The following is a 20,758-nucleotide window of genomic DNA, read 5'->3' as shown; positions in this document are numbered from 1 at the left end:
GGGGCGCCTGACGGCGCCTTCGCCCGGCAAAGCCGGCCTCCCACAAGCGGTTAGCGCTGCTTACATCCCCTTGGGCGCGAAGATCCCCGGGGCGTTGCGCCAGTAGCCCTTGATATCCATGCCGAAGCCGAACACGTAGCGGTCGGCGACTTCCAGGCTGCAGTAGTCGGCCTTGAGGCCGGGCACCGCCTTGCGGTCGTGCTGCTTGTCGACCAGCACCGCGGTGGTGATGCTGGCGGCGCCCGCCTCGCGGCAGTAGGCGAGGATCGCGGCCAGGGTCGCACCCTCGTCGAGGATATCGTCGACGATCACCACGTGGCGCCCGGCCATGGGCACCTCCGGGGAGACGCGCCAGAACAGCTCCCCGCCGCGGGTCTTGCCGCGGTAGCGCGTGGCATGCAGGTAGTCCACCTCCAGCGGGAAACCCAGCCGGGTCAGCAGGTGGCCGGTGGTGATCAGCCCGCCGTTCATCACGCAGTAGAACACCGGCAGCTTGTCACCCAGGTCGCGGGTGATCTCGTCGGCCATGCGATCGAGGGCGAGCTCGACCTGCTCCTGGCTGATCAGGCAATCGGCGCTGGCCATCAGCTCGCGCATGTCGGTCAGGGACTGATGCATCTCGGGATCGAGTCGGGACATCGAAGGGTCTCGTGGTTAGTTTGCTTTGGGGTCTGCCCCCAGGGCTTCGAGGTGGGCATGCAGGCGGCGCCAGCGGGAGAGCGCCGGCAGGCTCTCGAGCTGGGGACGGGCCCGGGCGAAGCGCAACTTCGACAGACGCAGCCCGGGTGGGTGCTCACGACAGGCGTCGAGCACCTCCAGCGCGGCGGCGCGGTCGTTGCACACCAGCAGCATGTCGCAGCCGGCGGTGAGCGCGGCCTGAGCCCGCTCGCCGGGGGAACCCGCCGCGGCGGCGCCGGCCATGCTCAGGTCGTCGGAAAAGATCACCCCCTTGAAGCCGAGGCTCTCTCTGAGCATGCCCAGCCAGGCGGGAGAAAAGCCTGCCGGGCGCGGGTCGAAGGCGGAGTAGACCACGTGGGCCGGCATCACCGCGTCGAGCCTCGGGACCAGGCGCTCGAAGGGCACCAGGTCGTGGGCACGCAGGGCCTCCAGCGGACGGTCGTCCTCCGGCAGCTCCAGATGCGAGTCCGCCGCCACGCTGCCGTGGCCGGGAAAGTGCTTACCTACCGCCACCATGCCGGCCTCGTGCAGGCCGTCGATGAAGGCACCGGCCAGGGCCGCCACGGTCTCGGGGTAGCACGAGAAGCTGCGATCGCCGATCACCGTGGAGGTGCCGCCGTCGACGTCGAGCACCGGGGCGAAGGTGATGTCGATGCCACAGGCGGCCATCTCCATGCCCAGCAGCCAGCCGGTGTCCTGACACAGGCGGCGGGTGACCTCGGGGTCGCTGGCGGCGTCACGGCCCAGCCGACGCATGGCGGGCAGCCGCGTCACGCCCTGACGGATGCGCTGCACGCGCCCGCCCTCCTGGTCGATGCCGATCAACAGGTTGGGGCGCACCCGGCGGATCGCATCGCACAGTTCGCGCACCTGGGTGGCGGATTCGACATTGCGGGCGAACAGGATCACCCCGCCGACCTCGGGGCGCCGCAGTAGCTCCGGCTCATCGGCCGTCAGCCGGGTTCCCTCGAGATCGAGCATCACCGGGCCCAGCGGCTGGGGATGCGAGTGTGGACTGGTTACCGTCATGATCAGGCCTCCTGAGCGGTGGCCGGCGCCGGGGCCGGCAAGGGCGCCTGCATGGCGGCCACCACCACCGGGCGCAGGCGGCGCACCAGATCGCGCACCGTGACGTGCTCGTCGTAGTCCTTCTCGGCGATATCGCGCAGGGCATCGAGCCCCGAGAGGGTGAAGATCACGCTGCCCAGCATGAAGTGCAGGCGCCAGAAACGCTCGGCGTCGGGCAGTTCCGGCGTGGCCTGGCGAATCAGCTCGGTGAAGCGGGTGAAGACGCTGCCGTAATCCTGCTGGATATAGCGGCGCAGGTGGCCCTGGGCCTGGCTGTAGGCGAGCCCCAGCAGGCGCATGAAGACCTTGAGGCTATTGCGCTCCGCCGGCACCTCCAGCACGCTACGCGCCATGGTCTCGAGCAGCTCCTCGAGGGGGATGGCCTGGCCCCGATAGCGACGTTCGAGGTCATCCAGGGCACCATGAAAGCGCTCGGTGAAGGGGTCGAGATAGCGCGCGAAGACCGCCTGGATCAGCGACTTCTTGGAGCCGAAGTGATAGTTCACCGCCGCCAGGTTGACCTTGGCCTTGCTGGTGATGGTGCGCAGCGACGTCTCGGCGAAACCACGCTCGGCGAACAGCACCTCGGCGGTATCGAGGATCCTGGTGACGGTATCGTTCTGTGCCATGGATGGAGCGCCTGGTTATAAACAATTGTTTCAAACGTGGCGCAATTCTACGCCAGACGCACGTTTCGGCTCAACGCCAAGCCCACGGGGTGTTTGAAACAGGGCGAAATATTACTGTACGGAACAACATGCTGTATGCTTGATCAATACGGTTATGCCATCCGCACAGGAGGTCCCATGGCACGCCCCCTCACTCAGCGCCAGCAGAACGTCTACGACTTCATCGTCAAGACCATGCAGGAGCTCGGCTATCCCCCCACCCGCGCGGAGATCGCCCGCGCCCTGGGCTTCCGCTCCCCCAACGCCGCCGAAGAGCACCTGCGCGCCCTGGAGCGCAAGGGCGCCATCCGCATGATCGCCGGCACCTCGCGGGGGATTCGCCTGCCCGCCCAGGAGGCGGAAGCCGAGCCGAGCGGCGACGAGGCCCCCTCCCAGGGCCTGCCGATCATCGGCGAGGTCGCCGCCGGTAGCCCGATCCTGGCGGCCGAGCATATCGACCGCTACTGCCCACTGCCCCCCGAGTACTTCACGCCTCGAGCGGATTACCTGCTGCGGGTGCGCGGCCTCTCCATGAAGGATGTGGGTATCCTGGAGGGCGACCTTCTCGCCGTGCACCGTACCGACCGGGTGCGCAACGGCCAGATCGTGGTGGCACGCCTGGAGGAGGAGGTCACGGTCAAGCGCTTCGAACGCCACGGTCACCATGTCACCCTGCGCGCCGAGAATCACGACTTCGCGCCCATCGAGCTGGACCTGCGCCACGATCCGCTGGAGATCGAGGGCGTCGGGGTGGGCGTGATCCGCGGCGGCAATGGCCAAGCCCTCTCCTGAGCGCAAGATCCTCCACGCCGACTGCGACTGCTTCTATGCGGCGGTGGAGATGCGCGACAACCCGGCGCTGCGCGATATTCCGCTGGCGATCGGTGGCAGCGTCGACCGCCGCGGGGTGATCGCCACCTGCAACTACCCGGCGCGGGCCTTCGGCATCCATTCGGCGATGCCCACGGCCCGGGCCCTGCGCCTGTGCCCTCACCTCACCCTGCTGCGCGGCGACTTCGACAAGTACCGCGAGGTCTCCCGCCAGATCCAGGCGATCTTCCATGAGCTGACGCCGCTGGTGGAGCCGCTCTCCCTGGACGAGGCCTTCCTCGATGTCACCGGCATCGAGCGCTTCTCGGGCAGCGCCACCTGGATGGCCCAGTGGATCAAGCAGGAGAGCCTCAAGCGCACCGGCATCACCGTCTCGGTGGGAGCGGCGCCCGCGAAGTTCCTGGCCAAGATCGCCAGCGACTGGGAGAAGCCCGACGGCCTGACGGTGATCACGCCTGAGCGGGTCGACGCCTTCATCAGCGCCCTGCCGGTGAACAAGCTGCATGGCGTGGGCCCGGCCACCGGGGCCCGGCTCGATGCCCTGGGCATCGCTACCTGCGCCGAGCTGCGCGAGCTCCCCCTGGAGCGGCTCATCGAGGAGTTCGGCAAGTTCGGCAAGCGCCTGTTCGAGCTGGCCCGGGGCATCGATGACCGGCCGGTGAGGGTCGAGCGCGAGCGCAAGTCGGTCAGCGTGGAGACCACCTTCGCCCGTGACCTGCCCGACCTGGCCCACTGCCGGGAGGCATTGGTGCCGCTGTGCGAGAAGCTCGAGGAGCGCCTGGCCCGCCACGGCCATCCGCCGCTTTCCGGCATCGTGATCAAGGTGCGCTTCGACGACTTCAGCCTCACCACCCTGGAGAGCCGCGGCCTGGCGCCGGCGGCGGAGAACTACGCCCGTCTGCTGGAACAGGCCTGGGAGCGCGGCCGCCGGCCGGTGCGTCTGCTCGGCGTGGGCACCCGGCTGGTTGAAGCCGACGCCAGGCGCCAGCTCAGCCTGCCAATCTGAGTTAGCAGGGGCGCCTGACGGCGCCAGTCGCGCGGCATAGCCGGAGCGCCGAACCGCGCCCTCCCACAAGGCGGCGCCTGTCGCTCCTGTGGGAGGCCGGGTCCTCCCGGTGGTTCGACATCTCGACGAATGGAGGCCGCAGGCCTCCCGGTAATGCCTCTAACATGGGAAACACCGCCAGGGCGCCTGACGGCGCCATTCGCGCGGCATAGCCGCCCTCCCACAAATAGCCGCCCTCCCACAAGGCGCCCCCACCTTCCACGCCAAACACTGTGTAGCCCAACCCACACGCCGCCGACCAAAGTGCAAGGCCCGCCAGCATGGGCCTCGCTTAACATTGTCGACAGTCTCGCGTAGAATCGCGGCCACCTGAGACGGGAGTTCCACCGCCTGTTTTCACGCGCCAGAGGCTGGTTCCGGCGAGGTCATGCCGGGTCGCGACACTCTGGCCCCACACGCAATGAGGGCCCTAACGTGCTTGAAGCCTATCGCCAACATGTCGAGGAGCGTGCCGCCGAAGGCGTGCCGCCTAAGCCGCTGAACGCAGAGCAGGTCGCCGCCCTGGTCGAGCTGCTGAAGAACCCGCCGGCCGGTGAGGAGGAGTTCATCCTCGACCTGCTGACCAATCGCGTACCCCCGGGCGTCGACGAGGCCGCCTACGTCAAGGCCGGCTTCCTGACCGCCATCGCCAAGGGCGAGGCCGAGTCCCCGCTGATCGACAAGGTCCACGCGGTGAAGCTGCTGGGCACCATGCAGGGCGGCTACAATATCGTCTCCCTGGTCGAGCTGCTCGACGACGCCGAGCTGGCCAAGGAAGTGGGCGAGCAGCTCAAGCACACCCTGCTGATGTTCGATGCCTTCCACGACGTGGAAGAGCGTGCCAAGGCCGGCAACGCCGTGGCCAAGGACGTCATCCAGTCCTGGGCCGACGCCGAGTGGTATCTCTCCAAGCCGGCCCTGGAAGAGAAGATCACTCTCAGCGTCTTCAAGGTGCCCGGCGAGACCAACACCGACGACCTCTCCCCCGCCCCGGATGCCTGGTCGCGCCCCGATATCCCGGTGCACGCCAACGCCATGCTCAAGAACGAGCGTGATGGCATCGAGCCCGAGGTGCCCGGCACCACCGGCCCGCTCAAGCAGATCGAAGAGGTGAAGGCCAAGGGCTTCCCGGTCGCCTATGTAGGCGACGTGGTCGGCACCGGCTCCTCGCGCAAGTCCGCCACCAACTCGGTGCTGTGGTTCTTCGGCGACGATATCCCCAACGTGCCCAACAAGCGCGCCGGCGGCTTCTGCTTCGGCGGCAAGATCGCCCCGATCTTCTTCAACACCATGGAAGATTCCGGCGCCCTGCCCGTCGAGATGGACGTCTCCAGGCTCGAGATGGGCGACGTCATCGACGTCTACCCGTACGAGGGCAAGGTGTGCAAGCACGGCACCGACGAGGTGCTGACCACCTTCGAGCTCAAGACCCAGCTGATCCTCGATGAGGTGCGTGCCGGCGGCCGTATCCCGCTGATCATCGGTCGCGGCCTGACCACCAAGGCGCGCGAGTCCCTGGGCCTGGCGCCCTCCGACGTGTTCCGCCTGCCCGAGCAGCCCAAGGACACCGGCAAGGGCTTCACCCTGGCCCAGAAGATGGTCGGCAAGGCCTGCGGCCTGGACGGCGTGCGTCCGGGCATGTACTGCGAGCCGAAGATGGCCACCGTGGGCTCCCAGGACACCACCGGCCCGATGACCCGCGACGAGCTCAAGGACCTCGCCTGCCTGGGCTTCCAGGCCGACCTGGTGATGCAGTCCTTCTGCCACACCGCCGCCTACCCGAAGCCGGTGGACGTGGACACCCACCACACCCTGCCCGACTTCATCATGAACCGCGGCGGCGTCTCGCTGCGTCCGGGCGATGGCATCATCCACAGCTGGCTGAACCGCATGCTGCTGCCCGACACCGTGGGCACCGGCGGCGATTCCCACACCCGCTTCCCGCTGGGCATCTCCTTCCCGGCCGGTTCGGGCCTGGTGGCCTTCGCCGCCGCCACCGGCGTGATGCCGCTGGACATGCCGGAGTCCGTGCTGGTGCGCTTCAAGGGCAAGCGTCAGCCCGGCGTCACCCTGCGCGACCTGGTCCATGCCATCCCCTACTACGGTATCAAGAACGGCCTGCTGACCGTCGAGAAGTCCGGCAAGAAGAACGCCTTCTCCGGTCGCGTACTGGAGATCGAGGGCCTCGAGGACCTCACCGTCGAGCAGGCCTTCGAGCTCTCCGACGCCTCCGCCGAGCGCTCCGCCGCGGGCTGCACCATCACCCTGTCCGAGGACAGCGTGAGCGAGTACCTGAAGTCCAACATCACCCTGCTCAAGTGGATGATCGCCAACGGCTACGGCGACCGCCGGACCATCGAGCGCCGCATCCAGGGCATGGAGGAGTGGCTGGCCGACCCGAGCCTGATGCGCGCCGACAAGGACGCCGAGTACGCCGAGGTCATCGAGATCGACCTCGAGGAGCTCAAGGAACCGGTACTCTGCGCGCCGAACGACCCGGACGACGCCCGCCTGCTCTCCGAGGTGGCCGGCGAGAAGATCGACGAGGTCTTCATCGGCTCGTGCATGACCAACATCGGCCACTTCCGTGCCGCCGGCAAGCTGCTCGAAAAAATTCCGGCCGGCAGCCTGAAGACCCGCCTGTGGCTGGCCCCGCCCACCAAGATGGACCAGCACCAGCTGACCGAAGAGGGCTACTACGGCATCTACGGTCGCGCCGGGGCGCGCATGGAGATGCCGGGCTGCTCGCTGTGCATGGGCAACCAGGCCCGCGTGGCCGCCAAGTCCACCGTGGTCTCCACCTCCACGCGTAACTTCCCGAACCGCCTGGGCGACGGTGCCAACGTCTACCTCGCCTCCGCGGAACTGGCGGCCGTGGCCGCCGTGGAGGGTCGCCTGCCCACCGTCGACGAGTATCGCCGCTACATGGGCGAGTTCGACGCCATGGCCGGCGAGATCTATCGCTACATGAACTTCCACGAGATCGAGGAGTATCAGAACGCCGCTTCCAACGTGATTCCGATCGCCCAGGAAGCCTGATACGCGGTATTCTGATACCCTCAGGTTCGACGCCGATGCTCGCAACATCGTAGGCTGCCGTCCGCGGTGGCCCGGGGTACTCCCCGAAGTCGATGAACGAAGCGCCCCGCAAGGGGCGCTTTTTTTATACACGGCCTGTACGAAACGCTGCTAGCGGGTAGGATAGAGGGATCAAAGTCACCAGAAACGGGAGCCCACCATGGACCAGGACACCTTCCAGCACAGCATCCGCAAGTTGCTCAAGAATGTCGGCGTGACCACCCAGCAGGAGATCGAGAAGGCGGTGGCAGAGGGCCTCGAGGCAGGCCACCTGCAGGGCGACGAGCGCCTACCGGCGCGGGTCACCGTGGAGGTGGATGGCCTCAGCCTGGCGCTGACCTTCGACGGGGACATTACCCTTGAGTGAGGACGTGATCCGCGTCGAGGCGCTCGACAAGACATTCGCCGGCGGCTTCGAGGCGCTACGTGATATCGACCTCGAGATCCGCCGTGGTGAGATCTTCGCCCTACTCGGCCCCAACGGCGCCGGCAAGACCACCCTGATCAGCGTGATCTGCGGGCTGGTCAACCCCAGCCGCGGGCGGGTGCTGGTCGACGGCTTCGACAACGTGCACCAGTTCCGCGAGGCCCGGGCGCGCATCGGCCTGGTGCCCCAGGAGCTGACCAACGACGCCTTCATCAAGGTGTGGGATTCGGTGAGCTTCAGCCGCGGACTGTTCGGCAAGCCCAAGGACCCGGCCCATATCGAGAAGGTGCTGCGCTCGCTGTCGCTGTGGGAGAAGCGCCACAACCGCATGATCACCCTCTCCGGGGGCATGAAGCGCCGGGTGCTGATCGCCAAGGCGCTGGCCCACGAGCCGGAGATCCTGTTCCTCGACGAGCCCACCGCGGGTGTCGACGTGGCCCTGCGACGCGACATGTGGGAGGTAGTGCGCCAGCTGCGCGACAGCGGGGTCACCATCATCCTCACCACCCACTACATCGAGGAGGCCGAGGAGATGGCCGACCGCATCGGGGTGATCCGCGCCGGTGAACTGGTGCTGGTGGAGGACAAGCGGGCGCTGATGCAGAAGCTCGGCCGCAAGGAGCTGACGATCCACCTGCGTGACCCGCTGGAGGCCATGCCGGAACGCCTCTCGAGCCATGGGCTGAGGCTTAGCGATGAGGGCCACGCCCTGGTCTACACCTATGATGCCGAGGCGGGGGAGGATGACGGTACCGGTATCGCCGAGCTGCTCGCCGATCTCGAGGCCGCGGGCATCGCCGTCAAGGATCTGCACACGCGCCAGAGCTCCCTGGAGGAGATCTTTGTGAATCTGGTCAAGGAGACAGCGTGAAATTCGAATCCGTGAAGACGCTCTACCTTGCCGAGATGGCACGCAGCTTGCGCACGGTGCTGCAGAGCATCGTCTCGCCGGTTCTCTCCACCTCGCTCTACTTCGTGGTGTTCGGTGCCGCCATCGGGTCGCGGATCAGCGAGGTCGATGGGGTCAGCTACGGCGCCTTCATCGTGCCCGGGCTGATCATGCTGATGCTGCTCACCCAGAGCGTTTCCAACGCCTCCTTCGGGATCTTCTTCCCGCGCTTCTCGGGGACCATCTACGAGGTGCTCTCGGCGCCCATCTCCTACTGGGAGGTGGTGGTCGGCTACGTGGGGGCGGCGGCCAGCAAGTCGCTGATCCTGGGAGTGATCGCGCTTATCACCGCGCGGCTGTTCGTGCCCTACTCCATCGAGCATCCGCTGATGATGGTGCTGTTCCTGCTGCTGACCGCGGTGACCTTCAGCCTGCTGGGCTTCATCATCGGCATCTGGGCCGAAGGCTTCGAGCGCCTGCAGCTGGTGCCGCTGCTGGTGATCACGCCGCTGACCTTCCTCGGTGGCACCTTCTACTCCATCGACATGCTGCCGCCCTTCTGGCAGGCGGTGACCCTGGCCAACCCGGTGGTCTACCTGGTGAGCGGCTTCCGCTGGAGTTTCTATGGCATCAGCGACGTCAGCCCGCTGGTCAGCCTGGCCATGATCCTGCTGTTCCTGGGGGCGGCGATCGCCCTGGTGGCCTGGATCTTCCGCACCGGCTATCGCCTGAAGCCGTAATCGCCTTCCCTACACGGGCCCATCCTCTGTGAATGAGGGGGGGGGCCGCCAGCGCTTCCGGGTGGAGTAGCCACCGGGGGGGGGCCGTGGACGCCGACCGCCGACAACCTAGCGCGCGGCCTGCTCACGCACGGCGTCGAGATCCCACGCCTCGAGAAGTTCGACGGCAGGGTCGCTGGCTTCCAGCCCCTGACCGTCGATCTGCATCAGGATGCGCCCATCCATCAGGAAGGAGACCTCGGCACTGCCGCGCTCCGGCTGCCACTTGAGCAGCGCCGAGTCGCGCCCGATGCGGATACGCTCCATGTTCGGCTGGGCGGCGATCATCGCCGGGTTGTTGAACATCGCCGACATCGCCTGGATCATGGGGTTGTCGATCATCAGCTTGGCGGTGAGACGTCCCTCTCCCCCTTCCTGCTGGTACTCACGCTCCAACATGCTGCCACCCCCGCCGAACATCGCCGCCGCGCCACCCCCGCCGCTGGAGGCGACCTCGGCAGCACTCCAACCTTCGGGAGGCTCCGGAAAGGTCTCGCCGATACGCGCCGACATCAGCTTGCGAATATCACCGATGGCGAACTCCAGCTCGGTGATCGCCGCGCCGTACTCCTGCTCCTGATAGAGCTCCAGGCCCAGCTCGATCTGCTCCGTGACCTCATCCGACTGCCCCAGGGCAGTGGAGGAAGCCCCCAGGGCCGCGACCAGAATGCCGGCGGTCATGAACGTCAAGCCTGCTTTCATCATCGTTATTCTCCTTGTGTCTGTGGCAGCCCGTTGCCCAGGCGCCCAGATACGACGCGTCCGCCGGGTATCGGCAGGATAAGGGCAGGTTAGCCGCTATTCGGTGACTCGCCCCCCTTCGTTTGCAGGGGGACACGGCCGGCGCTTCGACTAGGCTGAGGGCAGGCCCCGGGAAAGGAGGAACGCTGTGAAGGCAACACGGATCGCCCTGCTGCTCTGGGGAGTGCTGCTGACCGCACTACCACTCGCCGCTGCCCCACTGCCACCGCCCTCGGGGGAGGTCATCCTGACGGTGGGCGGCGAGATCGGCCTGACCAACGTGGATGATGAGGCGCACCTGGATGCAGACATGCTGGCGGCCCTGCCCCGTGAACGCCTGATGACCCACACCAGCGTCACCGATGGCCCCCAGACCTTCGAAGGCTTTCTGGCCCGGGACCTGCTGGATGCCCTGCATGCCGAGGGCGAGAGGGTGACCGCCCTGGCCCTCAACGACTACCTGGCCGAGATTCCCGCCGAGGACTTCGAGCGCTATGACGTCCTGCTGGCCGACACCATGAACGGCGAACGCCTGACCCGGCGTGACAAGGGGCCCCTGTGGATCGTCTATCCCCGCGATGACCACACCGAGCTGCAGGACATCCGCTACGACTATCGCTGGGTCTGGCAGCTACACCGCCTCGAGATCGAATGATGGGCAGGCTGCGTGCCATCCCGGCCTATGCCGTACCCAGCCTGGTGATCGTGGCCCTGACCGCCTTCCTGGCCTTCGCCCTGGTGCGTCTCTTCCAGGTCGAGCAGGCCATGCGCGTCAACGTGGACGAGAACATGCTGTGGGTCGTCACCCAGGCGCAGGTGGCCAGCCACCGCCTCGATCAGGCGGTCAACCGCCGGGCAGTCGGCGACAGCGACGTGGATCCCGAGCTACGCCTGGACATCCTCTCCAGCCGCCTGGCGCTGATGGATGAGGGGCCGCAGCGCCGTTACCTGGCCGCCGAGGGGGTGGAGCCGCGTCTCGACGAGGCACTGACCCGGATGCAGTCCCTGCGCGAGGCCGTCATGGCCGCCCAGGGCGAGGCGCGGTTCGCGCCCGAGCGGCTCACGCCCGATCTGGATGCGCTGATGGCCAGCCTCAACCGCATCGCCAACCGGGTGATGATGGCCGAGTGGGAGAGTACCGGGGCACGCCTGGACACCTACCGCAGCAGCCTCGAGAAGGTCATCGCCGCCATCGTCGGGATCGGCCTGAGCGGTGTGATACTGGTCATGCTGCTGGTCATTGCCCTGCACCAGCGGCGCGCCGCCCAGCGCGCCCTGACGGCGCATCGCGACCAACTGGAGGAGGAAGTGGAGCGTCACATCCACCGCTACCGACAGGCCGCCGAGGCCCTGGCCCAGGCGCTCGATCGCGAACGCAGCGTCAGCGAGTTCTACCGCAGTTTCGCGGCCATGGTGTCGCACCAGTTCCGGACACCGCTGGCGGTGATCGACTCCGGCCTGCAGCGGCTGCAGCGACGTCATCACCAGTTCACCGCCGAGCAGCGCAGCGAGCGCTACACGCGGCTGCGCGAGGCGGTGGCCCAGATGACGCGACTGGTGGAGTCCTCGCTGACCGCGGCGCGCATCGACGGCAAGCAGGTCGAGCCCAACCTGGGCCGTCACTCCCTGAGCCGTATCGTCGACCACCTCTGCCGCCTGCAATCGGAAGCCACCGGTACCCAGCGCCTGGAGACGCAACACGCCACACCGGAACCCTGGGCCTGGTGCGACCGCGCCCTGACCGAGCAGGCACTGGCCAACCTGATCGGCAATGCCCTGAAGTACTCGCCAGAGGGTCAGCCGGTGCGGATCACCACCGCGCGGGATGGCGACCGGGTGACCTGCCGGGTCACGGATTTCGGGCCCGGGGTTCCAGCAGATGAGCAGCCCCAACTGTTCGAACGCTTCTTCCGCGGCAGCAATGCCGCGGGCACCGATGGCACCGGCCTGGGACTGAACATCGCCCGCCACCTGGCCCGCATCCAGCACGGCGACCTGACGCTGGAGTCGACCCCCGGCGAGGGCACCCGCGTCACCCTGCGGCTACCCGCCGCCGATACCCGGGAGACAAGTGATGCCCCGTCATGAGCCCACTCCTCGTCCGCCGCTGATCCTGTGTGCCGAGGACCAGGAGGACCTGCGCGCGGATATCTGCGAAGAGCTGAGGGAGTCCGGCTACGCCGTGCTCGAGGCGGCCGACGGCGACGCCACCCTGCAGCAGCTGGACGCCTGCACCCCGGACCTGATCCTGTGCGACATCAACATGCCCGGCTTGAACGGCTATGCGGTCCTCGATGCCGTGCGCGAACGCCGGCCTCACCTGGCCGATACCCCCTTCGTGTTCCTCACCGCGCTCTCCGACCCCCAGGAAGTGGTGGAAGGCAAGCGCCTGGGCGCCGATGACTACCTGGTCAAGCCCATCGACTATGACCTGCTGCTGGCCACCATTGCCGCCCGTCTGCGCCAGGTGCGGCGCATGCGCGACAAGTCCAACCACGAGCTGAATGAGCTTCGCGAGGCCATGGCGACACTCCACCAGCAAGCCTCGCAGCAGGCCTTCCAGACGGCCACCCGCGCCCTGGACCTGGTCGCCCCCGGCATGGTGCTGCTGGATGGCGAAGGCCGCGTCACCTTCGCCAACCAGCGTGCCCAACAGCTGGCCGGCGAGAGTGACGTGCTGGCGTTGAACGCGACGCTCTCGGCGAGCGGCGCCATGGCCCGACGCCTGCGGGAGTGCCTCGCGGCGGCGACCCAGGCCAGCCGGCGGGGGGAGGAACCGGTCTTCTCCCTGCGCCTTCCCCATCGCCCGGGGGATCATGGCCTGCTGGTGTTGATCTGTGCCCTGGGCCAGTCACCGGAGAGCGGCGGCGAGGAGGCCAGCGTGGTGGCGCTGCTGTCGGCACCGGATCAGCGCCCGCCACTGCCGCGCGGGGTGCTGGCCAGCCTGTTCGGGCTGACCCCCACCGAGACCCGCATCGCCCTGGCGCTGCTGGAGGGGCTGCGCAGCGAGGAGATCGCCGAACAGATGGGCGTCTCTCCCACCACCGTCGCCTTCCACCTGCGCAACCTCTTCCAGAAGACCGACACCCATCGCCAGGCCGACCTGATCGCCCTGCTGATGGCCGGCTCGATGACCGCCTACCTCGAGGGCCGTTGAGGCGGGATCGCCTATCGGCCGCGCACCGCGACAGGTATCATCCGGCTCCTCGTCCATCATCGCGGGAGCCCCCATGCCGATCCTCAACGCCATCGTTCATCGCATCGAGAAGGCCGGCGACGCCCCGGCACGCCTGCTGCCGGCAAGCGAGCCTCTGCCCGCCTCGGACGCCCTGGAAGCCATGCTGGAGAGCCTGACCCGGGCCTACCACGCCAAGAGCAAGGCGTGGGGGCACTTCCAGGACGTCGAGTTCGACACCCAAGGCGATACCGAGGCGGGTGACGCCGGCGCAGGCGGCGGCTCGGCGCTGGCCGCAGAGATCACCGACTACCTCGCGGAGAAGCGCGACTTCGTGGCCCTGACCCGCGGCCTCGCCGAGCGTCTGGCCAAGCTGCTGGACGCGCACCTCTCGGTCTCCGGCGACCTGATGGTGCTGGACACCCGCTTCGGCGATGCGCGCTTCCTGACCCTGGCCCTGCTGCACCATCGCGAGGGGTTCGCCATCGACGACAACCTGCGGCCGGTACCGGCGCGACAGCTCAACCTGACCCAGATGAGCCTGGCGGCGCGCCTGGATATCGGCCAGTGGCAGAGCGGTGATTCCAAGCAGTACCTCTCCTGGACCCGCGAGCGTGGCGGCAAGGCGCTCGCCGAAGGCTTCGCGGCGCTGCTGGGGGCGGTGGAAGGCGTCGACGCCCCGGGTGAGACTCGCACCCTGCTCAAGGCATTCAGCGACTACGTGGAGAAGGAGGATCTGGCGGAGGAGGCCAGCCGCGAGAAGACCGAGACACTGGTCGACTACGCCAGCGAGCAGGCCAGCCGCGGCGAGCCGATCACCCTGGAGGAGCTCTCGGGCATGCTCGACGAACAGCAACCCAGGGCCTTCTATGAGCATATCCGCAACGCCGACTACGGGCTGTCGCCGGAGATCCCGCCGGACAGGAAGACCCTCAACCGCTTCCGGCGCTTCACCGGCCGCGCCGGCGGGGTCTCGATCAGCTTCGACTCCCACCTGCTGGGCTCCAGCGTGGAGTATGACGAGGCCGGCGACCGGCTGATCATCAAGCAGGTGCCCAAGCAGTTGAAGGATCAGCTAAAGTCCGGGAACTGATCCGCCAGCGATGAGTATTCTCATACTAACGACATGATTATAAAGAAAAACTGATTAAGTAAGCGATCGCTTACGCCGCCTGTACGCCAGACAGGACAGCATCGGCCGTCGACTGGCGCATGGCGCCATCGGCGACCAAACTGGGGTGATGCCTCACGACGCCTGGCCGAGCATCCCGGGCCGCGGGGACACGACACGGAGCGCAGCAAGGCGCGGCAGTGCGGCCGATGCCGCCAGGAGGCCGGCATGAAAGCGGTATCTCAGAGCGGTGGGGAGCTGAACTGGCAGGCCGAGTTTCGCGACTCGGCGCTGGAGGCCCTGTTCCAACGCACCCTGATCACCTATCACGCCTGCCAGTTGCGGCTGGCGCTGGCCGTGATCGCAGGCCTCTTCCTGGCCTTCGCCCTGGCGGATTACACCGTGCTCGGCCCCGGACAGCCCTTCCAGACACTGTTGGCCATGCGCCTGCTGGTTGTTCTGGTCAGCCTGCTGCTCGCCCTGGCCGCCTGGCGCCGACCGGCGGTGGCCCACGCGCCACTGCCCGTCAACCTGACCTGCCTGCTCGGCCTCTCGGGGCTGCTGCTGACCATCCCCCTGCGACCCGGCGAAGGCATCCATGTCGCCTCGGTGGTGACCGCCAGCATGGCGCTCTACCTGTTCATTCCCAACCGTATTCGCTGGATGCTGGCCGCCAACGCTTACCTGCTCCTCGGCTTTCCGGTGGCCATCACGCTCTGGGCCCCCCTGCCGCCGGGCCTGGTGCTGACCAGCATGCTGCTTCTGGCCTTCGTCAACCTGCTCGGCTGGATGACCATCACCCGGATCAAACGCCTCAAGCGAGAGCAGTTTGCCATGCTGTTGGAGGAACGCTCGGCGAACCGCCGTCTCAAGGATGAGATCCGCGGGCGCGAGGCACTCGAGGCGCAGCTGCGTCACATGGCCTGCACAGATGGGCTCACCGGCGTCGCCAATCGCCGCCACTTCTTTGAACTGGCCGAGCAGGAGCTGCGCCGCGCTCGACGCGACGGGACACCCCTGGCGGTCTGCATGGTCGACGTCGACCTCTTCAAGCGGCTCAATGACCACCACGGCCATGCGGTAGGCGACCGGGTGCTGGCGAGCGTGGCCGGCTGTTGCCAGGCGGTGCTGAGGGACTCCGACATACTGGGCCGCTATGGCGGCGAGGAATTCGTGCTTGCCCTGCCCCTCGCCGACCTCGGCACGGCCACCGCCATCGCCGAGCGACTGCGTGAGCGGGTCAGCGCCTTGGCCCTGACGATGTTCGACGATGAGACGTCGCTCTCCGTCACCGTGGGCATCAGCCGCGTCGAAGAGGGGGAAACGGGCCTCGAACCCGCCCTGCTGCGCGCCGACCAGGCGCTCTATGTCGGCAAGGCCCAGGGGCGCAACCGCGTGGTTGTGGCCCCCCGCCCCCGGCCGGCACCGGAGAGAGGCGATCCCCTGACACATCCAGTCCGGCACGCCGGCGGTGTGGCCATGCCAGCTGCTGACGCAACCATTGACGCAACTGCCCCCCTTGCATCGTGCCGGCCTGACGGGCCTCCTCGCGGCCGTCACTGAACATCATCAGGGTGGGAATGCTATGGTCGACGCGTGCTGCGTTCCTTCCCTGCCTGTCGAGATCCGCGATGCCTTCACGCCCCGACCCGCGGGTGCTGCTGCGCCTGCTGAGCCTGCTGGCTCCCTACCGCTGGCGCCTGACCCTGGCCGCCCTGGCCCTGCTGCTGGCCTCCGGCAGCGTGCTGCTGCTCGGCCAGGGGCTGCGCCTGGTGATCGACCGTGGCTTCATGGCCGCCGACAGCTCCGCCCTGGGGCGCACCCTGGGGGGGATGCTCGCCGTGGTGACGGTGCTGGCCATGGCCTCGGCACTACGCTACTACCTGGTGACCTGGATCGGCGAGCGGCTGGCCGCGGACCTGCGCCGCCGGGTCTTCGACCACCTGCTGACCCTGGAGCCGAGCTTCTTCGAGAGTGCCCAGGCGCCGGGCCAGGCCGCCGGGGAGATCACCTCGCGGCTTACCGCCGATACCAGCGTGCTGCAGAGCCTGTTCGGCTCCTCGGTGTCGCTGGCCCTGCGCAATCTGCTGATTCTGATCGGCGCCGTGGCGCTGATGCTGGTGACCCAGCCCTGGCTCTCGGCCATCGTGTTGCTGGGCATCCCCGCCACCGTGCTGCCGATCCTGTGGTTCGGGCGACGGGTGCGGCGGCTATCCCGGGTCAGCCAGGACCGGGTGGCGGAACTCGGCCGCTATGCCGGCGAGGCCCTGTCCGGTATCCGCACCGTCCAGGCCTTCACCCATGAGACGCTCGATCGGCGCGACTATGCCGGGCGCGTCGAGGAGGCCTTCGCCAGCGCCGTGACGCGCACCCGACAGCGCGCCATGCTGACGGGGCTGGCCATGCTGGCGGTGTTCGCCGCGGTGGGTATCATGCTGTGGCAGGGTGGCCAGGCGGTGCTGGCCGGCACCATGACCGCCGGCGAACTCTCGGCCTTCGTCTTCTATGCGGTGCTGGCGGCCGGTGCCGTGGCGACCCTGGCCGAGGTGGCCGGGGATGTCCAGCAGGCGGCAGGGGCCGCGGAGCGCCTGCTGGAGTTGCTGGATACCCGCCCCACCATCGCGCCACCGGCCTGTCCCGTCCCGCTGCCCCGACCGCTCACCGGAGAGATCCGCCTGGAGGGGGTGAGCTTCACCTATCCGGGGCGTGATACCCCGGCACTGGCAGCCTTCGACCTGATCATCCAGCCGGGCGAGCGGGTGGCGCTGGTGGGCCCCTCCGGCGCGGGCAAGAGCACCCTGCTCACGCTACTGCTGCGTTTCCACGATCCCGACACCGGCACCGCGCGCCTGGACGGCATAGACCTGCGCGACCTGGAGCCGGGCGAGCTGCGCTCGGCGCTGGGCCTGGTGGCCCAGGAGCCCGTGCTCTTCACCGGCAGCGTGGCCGACAACCTGCGCTATGGAGACCCCGGGGCGGATCTCGAGACGCTGCGCTCAGCGGCCCGGGACGCCAACGCCCTGGCCTTTATCGACGCACTGCCGGAGGGATTCGACACCCCGCTGGGCCCCGGCGGCGTGCAGCTCTCCGGTGGCCAGCGTCAGCGCCTGGCAATTGCCCGGGCGTTGCTCAAGGACCCCCGGGTGCTGCTGCTGGATGAGGCGACCAGCGCCCTGGATGCCGAGAGCGAACGCCTGGTGCAGCAGGCGCTGGACCGATTGATGGTGGGGCGCACCAGTCTGGTGATCGCCCATCGCCTGGCCACGGTGGTCGCCGCCGACCGGTTGCTGGTGATGGACGAGGGGCGCCTGGTCGCCGCCGGTCGCCACGCCGAGCTGATGGAGACAAGCCCACTCTATCGCCATCTGGCCGAGCTGCAGTTCGGCAAGCGTTCACCGGTGGCTCATGAGTGCGACATTCCGCCCGACACTGGACGGTGAGGGAGTTGACCCAGATCACGGTGGCGGATCGGTCTGGACCCTAGCATATCGCGCTACCGAATACCCTGATAACCACGTTGAGGTTTGCGCGATGCACAAGGATTGGAAGAAGACTACCCAGGACCTCTCTGCCCTCATGCAGGAGGTACGCAAGGGCGTTCCCGAGGTCGCCAAAGGCTTTACGCAAATGGCCAAGGGGGCCAACGTCGATGGCGCCCTGTCCCATAAGCACAAAGAGCTAATGGCCCTGGCCATCGGCATCAGCACCCGCTGCGAGGGCTGCATCGCCTTCCACGCCAAGGCGGCCGCGGATCTCGGTGCCAGCCGCGACGAGATCATGGAGACCATCGGCGTGGGTATCTACATGGGTGGCGGCCCGGCCTTCACCACTGGCGCCCAGGCGCTGGAAGCCTACGACACCTTCGCCGCCGAGCGCGGCTGAGCGGGCTAGCCGAACAGCCCCAGCTGGCGATCGACCAGAGCGGCGAAGTCATCGCCCACCAAGGGCAGGATGGCATCCGCCACGGGTTGCAGCTGGCGGCTCAGGTAGTGGTCGATATCGATGGGCGAATGCCACGCCTCCAGAGGCTGCGGACCGGCCACGGTGATCACGTAGCGAATCCAGCCACCACGCTGATAGCGGCGCGGCCGGCCCAGCCGATCATTCTCGGCATCGGCCAGGCGGGCCGCCCGAACATGGGGCGGCACGTTGCGTCGGTACTCCTCCAGGCGACGCCGCAGACGCTTGCGGTAGACCAGCCGCTCATCCAGCGACGTGCCTCTGGCGCCTTCGATAAAGGCAGCCACGTAGCCACGCACGTAGTCCCGGTACGGCGCATCCTGGAAAATGCGCCGGTATAGCTCGCGCTGAAACTGTTGCGCCAGTGGCGTCCAGTCGCTGCGTACCGTCTCCATGCCCTTGAAGACGATCCGCTCCTCCCCTGCTGGATCGCACACCAGTCCGGCATAGCGCTTCTTGCTGCCCGCTTCGGTACCGCGGATGGTAGGCATCAGGAAGCGTCGATAGTGGGTCTCGAACTGCAGCTCCAGGGCACTGGCCAGGCCATATTCGACCTCCAGATGGTCGCGCCACCAGGCGTTGACGTGGTCCACGAGTGCCTTTCCGATTGCTGCGGCGTCGGCCTCCTCGCGGGCCCGCCCGAGCCAGACGAAGGTAGAGTCGGTGTCGCCATAGATAACGGTATATCCCTTATCCTCGATCAGTTCACGCGTCCGTCGCATGATCTCGTGCCCGCGCAGGGTGATCGACGAGGCGAGACGTGCATCGAAGAAGCGACAGCCCCGGGAACCCAGTACGCCGTAGAAGCTGTTCATGATGATCTTCAGCGCCTGTGAGAGCGGCGCGTTGCCCTCCGCCTTGGCCACCTCGCGACCCGCCCAGACCCGCTCGACGATGGCCGGCAGCGCATGGCGGGTGCGCGAGAAGCGGGCCTCGCGAAAACCCGGCACCGAGGCTGCGTCAGAGGGCTCGGCCAACCCCGCCACCAGCCCCGCCGGGTCGATCAGGAAGCTGCGGATGATCGAGGGGTAGAGACTCTTGAAATCCAGCACCAGCACCGAATCGTAAAGCCCCGGACGGGAATCCATAACGAAGCCACCGGGGCTCTCGGCCGCCTCTCCCTCACCGAGGTTGGGTGCCACCCATCCCAGCCGGTGCAGCCGTGGCAGGTAGAGGTGGGTAAAGGCCGCGACCGAACCGCCGCTGCGGTCGGCGGGCAGGCCGGTCACCGTGGCCCGCTCCAGCAGGAAGGTCAGCAGCTCGGTCCTGGCGAAGATGCGCGTGACCAGCTCACAGTCCTTGAGGTTGTAGCGGGCAAGCGCCGGCTTGTCCTCGGCGAACATGCGCAGGATATCGTCGAGGCGCCGGTAGGGATCCTCGATCACCTTGCCCTCGCCGAGCAGTGTCTGGGCCACGTTCTCCAGGCTGAAGGAGGGGAAGCTCCAGGTGGCCGAGCGCAGCGCCTCGATGCCATCGATGATCAGCCGCCCCTCGGCAGCGGCAAAGAGATGGCTGGGCTGGTGGCCATGGGCGCGCAGCTCGAGTTGTGCCCCGCCGCGCCCGAGCCTCAGCGGCACTCCCAACTGACGGGCATGCTCGTTCAGCAGACGCAGGTCGAACTGCACCAGGTTCCAGCCGATGATGGCATCGGGATCAAACTCCGCGAACCAGGCGTTCAGCCGTTCGAGAAGCTCGCCTCGGGTGGCGCAGTAGTCCAGACAAAAATCCCCCTCGCCTGACTCACCGTTGGCCGGCCCCAGCATGTAGACCTGGCGCTGCCCACAGCCTTCCAGGGCAATGGAGTAGAGCTCGCCCCGGGCGCTGGTCTCGATATCCAGCGAGACCGTGCGCAGGCGCGGGCGGTAGTCGGGGGCCGGGCGCAGGCGCGCCTCGACCAGGCCACCCTCTCCGTCCAGAGACCCCTGCACCTGAACGGGCGCGGTGATAAACCGCTCCATCAGATAGCGCTCCGGGGGACGGATGTCGGCCTCGTGGAGCGTGACGCCAACCTCCTGCAGGCGACGCTCCGCCGCCTGCAGCTGACGATAGTGTCGCGCATATAGCCCAAGGACCGGCCGGTGCCGAAAGTCTTTCATCTCGAGGCCACGCAGCTCGAGGCCCGGTTCGCTACCGACCACCGATTCGGCCTCGGCACGCTGCACAGCCGGCAGGAAGGCTACCGCGTGCTGCACCGGCAGGGTGACGCACAGTGGCCCCTCGTCGGTGGCCAGCCACAGCCATACCCGGATGCCCTCGGCGGCATCCTGCCAGTGGCGGGTCAGGATGAATCCTTGTCGACTCGGCAAGG

The 20,758-nt window shown here is 67.6% G+C and carries 18 protein-coding genes; 13 read left to right on the top strand and 5 right to left on the bottom strand.

What is annotated here, in order from left to right; genetic code table 11:
• Window positions 1-60: 60 nt before the first annotated feature.
• The 3 genes from RAN53_RS09970 to RAN53_RS09960 are packed head-to-tail and all read right to left on the bottom strand — an operon-like array spanning window position 61 to window position 2,375.
• On the bottom strand, window positions 61-639 hold the full coding sequence (locus RAN53_RS09970) for a hypoxanthine-guanine phosphoribosyltransferase (RefSeq protein WP_305796668.1): 579 nt from the start codon (window positions 637-639) through the stop codon (window positions 61-63).
• Window positions 640-654: 15 nt separating this feature from the next.
• A complete protein-coding gene (gene nagZ, locus RAN53_RS09965) occupies window positions 655-1,707 on the bottom strand; it encodes a beta-N-acetylhexosaminidase (protein ID WP_305796667.1) in 1,053 nt (350 codons plus the stop codon).
• Between the two features lie 2 nt (window positions 1,708-1,709).
• The gene (locus tag RAN53_RS09960; RefSeq protein WP_305796666.1) at window positions 1,710-2,375 is read right to left on the bottom strand and encodes a TetR/AcrR family transcriptional regulator; all 666 of its coding nucleotides are present in this window, start codon (window positions 2,373-2,375) and stop codon (window positions 1,710-1,712) included.
• 177 nt (window positions 2,376-2,552) lie between these two features.
• Here RAN53_RS09960 and lexA point away from each other — a divergent pair, with 177 nt between their 5' ends.
• The 6 genes from lexA (at window position 2,553) to RAN53_RS09930 (ending at window position 9,424) form a co-directional block, all read left to right on the top strand.
• Entirely contained in the window at window positions 2,553-3,206 is a 654-nt protein-coding gene (lexA, locus tag RAN53_RS09955; RefSeq protein WP_305796665.1) for a transcriptional repressor LexA, read from the top strand.
• Window positions 3,187-4,251 carry a DNA polymerase IV gene (gene dinB / locus RAN53_RS09950; RefSeq protein ID WP_305796664.1) on the top strand — a complete coding sequence of 355 codons (1,065 nt, stop codon included), beginning with the start codon at window positions 3,187-3,189 and terminating at the stop codon, window positions 4,249-4,251. Before lexA ends, dinB begins: the two co-directional genes overlap by 20 nt.
• A 474-nt stretch (window positions 4,252-4,725) precedes the next feature.
• Entirely contained in the window at window positions 4,726-7,329 is a 2,604-nt protein-coding gene (gene acnB / locus RAN53_RS09945; RefSeq protein WP_305796663.1) for a bifunctional aconitate hydratase 2/2-methylisocitrate dehydratase, read from the top strand.
• A 199-nt stretch (window positions 7,330-7,528) separates the two neighbouring features.
• A complete protein-coding gene (locus tag RAN53_RS09940) occupies window positions 7,529-7,735 on the top strand; it encodes a DUF6494 family protein (protein ID WP_305796662.1) in 207 nt (68 codons plus the stop codon).
• The gene (locus RAN53_RS09935) at window positions 7,728-8,666 is read left to right on the top strand and encodes an ABC transporter ATP-binding protein (RefSeq protein ID WP_305796661.1); all 939 of its coding nucleotides are present in this window, start codon (window positions 7,728-7,730) and stop codon (window positions 8,664-8,666) included. Before RAN53_RS09940 ends, RAN53_RS09935 begins: the two co-directional genes overlap by 8 nt.
• Window positions 8,663-9,424, top strand: coding sequence for an ABC transporter permease (locus tag RAN53_RS09930; protein ID WP_305796660.1), 762 nt, complete (start codon window positions 8,663-8,665; stop codon window positions 9,422-9,424). Before RAN53_RS09935 ends, RAN53_RS09930 begins: the two co-directional genes overlap by 4 nt.
• Before the next feature lie 108 nt (window positions 9,425-9,532).
• Here the strand turns inward: RAN53_RS09930 and RAN53_RS09925 are convergent, their stop codons facing one another.
• A complete protein-coding gene (locus tag RAN53_RS09925; RefSeq protein WP_305796659.1) occupies window positions 9,533-10,165 on the bottom strand; it encodes a hypothetical protein in 633 nt (210 codons plus the stop codon).
• 187 nt (window positions 10,166-10,352) lie between these two features.
• On the opposite strand from RAN53_RS09925, the gene RAN53_RS09920 reads away from it, so the two are divergent.
• The 7 genes from RAN53_RS09920 (at window position 10,353) to RAN53_RS09890 (ending at window position 18,372) form a co-directional block, all read left to right on the top strand.
• Window positions 10,353-10,859: a molybdopterin-dependent oxidoreductase gene (locus RAN53_RS09920; protein ID WP_305796658.1), complete on the top strand. Its 507-nt coding sequence runs from the start codon at window positions 10,353-10,355 to the stop codon at window positions 10,857-10,859.
• Complete coding sequence (locus tag RAN53_RS09915) at window positions 10,856-12,292, top strand: sensor histidine kinase (RefSeq protein ID WP_305796657.1); 1,437 nt, start codon at window positions 10,856-10,858, stop codon at window positions 12,290-12,292. The genes RAN53_RS09920 and RAN53_RS09915 overlap by 4 nt, the downstream gene beginning before the upstream one ends.
• Window positions 12,279-13,361, top strand: coding sequence for a response regulator (locus RAN53_RS09910; protein ID WP_305796656.1), 1,083 nt, complete (start codon window positions 12,279-12,281; stop codon window positions 13,359-13,361). The genes RAN53_RS09915 and RAN53_RS09910 overlap by 14 nt, the downstream gene beginning before the upstream one ends.
• Window positions 13,362-13,434: 73 nt before the next feature.
• Window positions 13,435-14,472, top strand: coding sequence for a nucleoid-associated protein (locus RAN53_RS09905; RefSeq protein ID WP_305796655.1), 1,038 nt, complete (start codon window positions 13,435-13,437; stop codon window positions 14,470-14,472).
• Window positions 14,473-14,718: 246 nt separating this feature from the next.
• Entirely contained in the window at window positions 14,719-16,053 is a 1,335-nt protein-coding gene (locus tag RAN53_RS09900; protein ID WP_305796654.1) for a GGDEF domain-containing protein, read from the top strand.
• A 68-nt stretch (window positions 16,054-16,121) separates the two neighbouring features.
• Window positions 16,122-17,930 (top strand): ABC transporter transmembrane domain-containing protein, encoded by a 1,809-nt coding sequence (locus tag RAN53_RS09895; RefSeq protein WP_305796653.1) that lies wholly within the window; start codon window positions 16,122-16,124, stop codon window positions 17,928-17,930.
• Between the two features lie 91 nt (window positions 17,931-18,021).
• On the top strand, window positions 18,022-18,372 hold the full coding sequence (locus RAN53_RS09890; protein WP_213313143.1) for a carboxymuconolactone decarboxylase family protein: 351 nt from the start codon (window positions 18,022-18,024) through the stop codon (window positions 18,370-18,372).
• 5 nt (window positions 18,373-18,377) lie between these two features.
• Here the strand turns inward: RAN53_RS09890 and RAN53_RS09885 are convergent, their stop codons facing one another.
• The gene (locus RAN53_RS09885) at window positions 18,378-20,756 is read right to left on the bottom strand and encodes a DNA polymerase II (RefSeq protein WP_305796652.1); all 2,379 of its coding nucleotides are present in this window, start codon (window positions 20,754-20,756) and stop codon (window positions 18,378-18,380) included.
• Window positions 20,757-20,758 lie beyond the last annotated feature (2 nt).

Origin of the sequence: Halomonas sp. SSL-5, assembly GCF_030708455.1 — a bacterium.
Taxonomy (GTDB): domain Bacteria; phylum Pseudomonadota; class Gammaproteobacteria; order Pseudomonadales; family Halomonadaceae; genus Halomonas.
Note: the sequence above shows the minus strand (reverse complement) of the source record. Positions and strands in the feature narration are given on the sequence as shown.

Coding starts and splice junctions, on each gene's coding strand:
- RAN53_RS09970 (WP_305796668.1), bottom strand. CDS start 639: ATGTCCCGACTCGATCCCGAGATGCATCAGTCCCTGACCGACATGCGC.
- nagZ (WP_305796667.1), bottom strand. CDS start 1,707: ATGACGGTAACCAGTCCACACTCGCATCCCCAGCCGCTGGGCCCGGTG.
- RAN53_RS09960 (WP_305796666.1), bottom strand. CDS start 2,375: ATGGCACAGAACGATACCGTCACCAGGATCCTCGATACCGCCGAGGTG.
- lexA (WP_305796665.1), top strand. CDS start 2,553: ATGGCACGCCCCCTCACTCAGCGCCAGCAGAACGTCTACGACTTCATC.
- dinB (WP_305796664.1), top strand. CDS start 3,187: ATGGCCAAGCCCTCTCCTGAGCGCAAGATCCTCCACGCCGACTGCGAC.
- RAN53_RS09940 (WP_305796662.1), top strand. CDS start 7,529: ATGGACCAGGACACCTTCCAGCACAGCATCCGCAAGTTGCTCAAGAAT.
- RAN53_RS09925 (WP_305796659.1), bottom strand. CDS start 10,165: ATGAAAGCAGGCTTGACGTTCATGACCGCCGGCATTCTGGTCGCGGCC.
- RAN53_RS09915 (WP_305796657.1), top strand. CDS start 10,856: ATGATGGGCAGGCTGCGTGCCATCCCGGCCTATGCCGTACCCAGCCTG.
- RAN53_RS09910 (WP_305796656.1), top strand. CDS start 12,279: ATGCCCCGTCATGAGCCCACTCCTCGTCCGCCGCTGATCCTGTGTGCC.
- RAN53_RS09905 (WP_305796655.1), top strand. CDS start 13,435: ATGCCGATCCTCAACGCCATCGTTCATCGCATCGAGAAGGCCGGCGAC.
- RAN53_RS09900 (WP_305796654.1), top strand. CDS start 14,719: ATGAAAGCGGTATCTCAGAGCGGTGGGGAGCTGAACTGGCAGGCCGAG.
- RAN53_RS09895 (WP_305796653.1), top strand. CDS start 16,122: ATGCCTTCACGCCCCGACCCGCGGGTGCTGCTGCGCCTGCTGAGCCTG.
- RAN53_RS09890 (WP_213313143.1), top strand. CDS start 18,022: ATGCACAAGGATTGGAAGAAGACTACCCAGGACCTCTCTGCCCTCATG.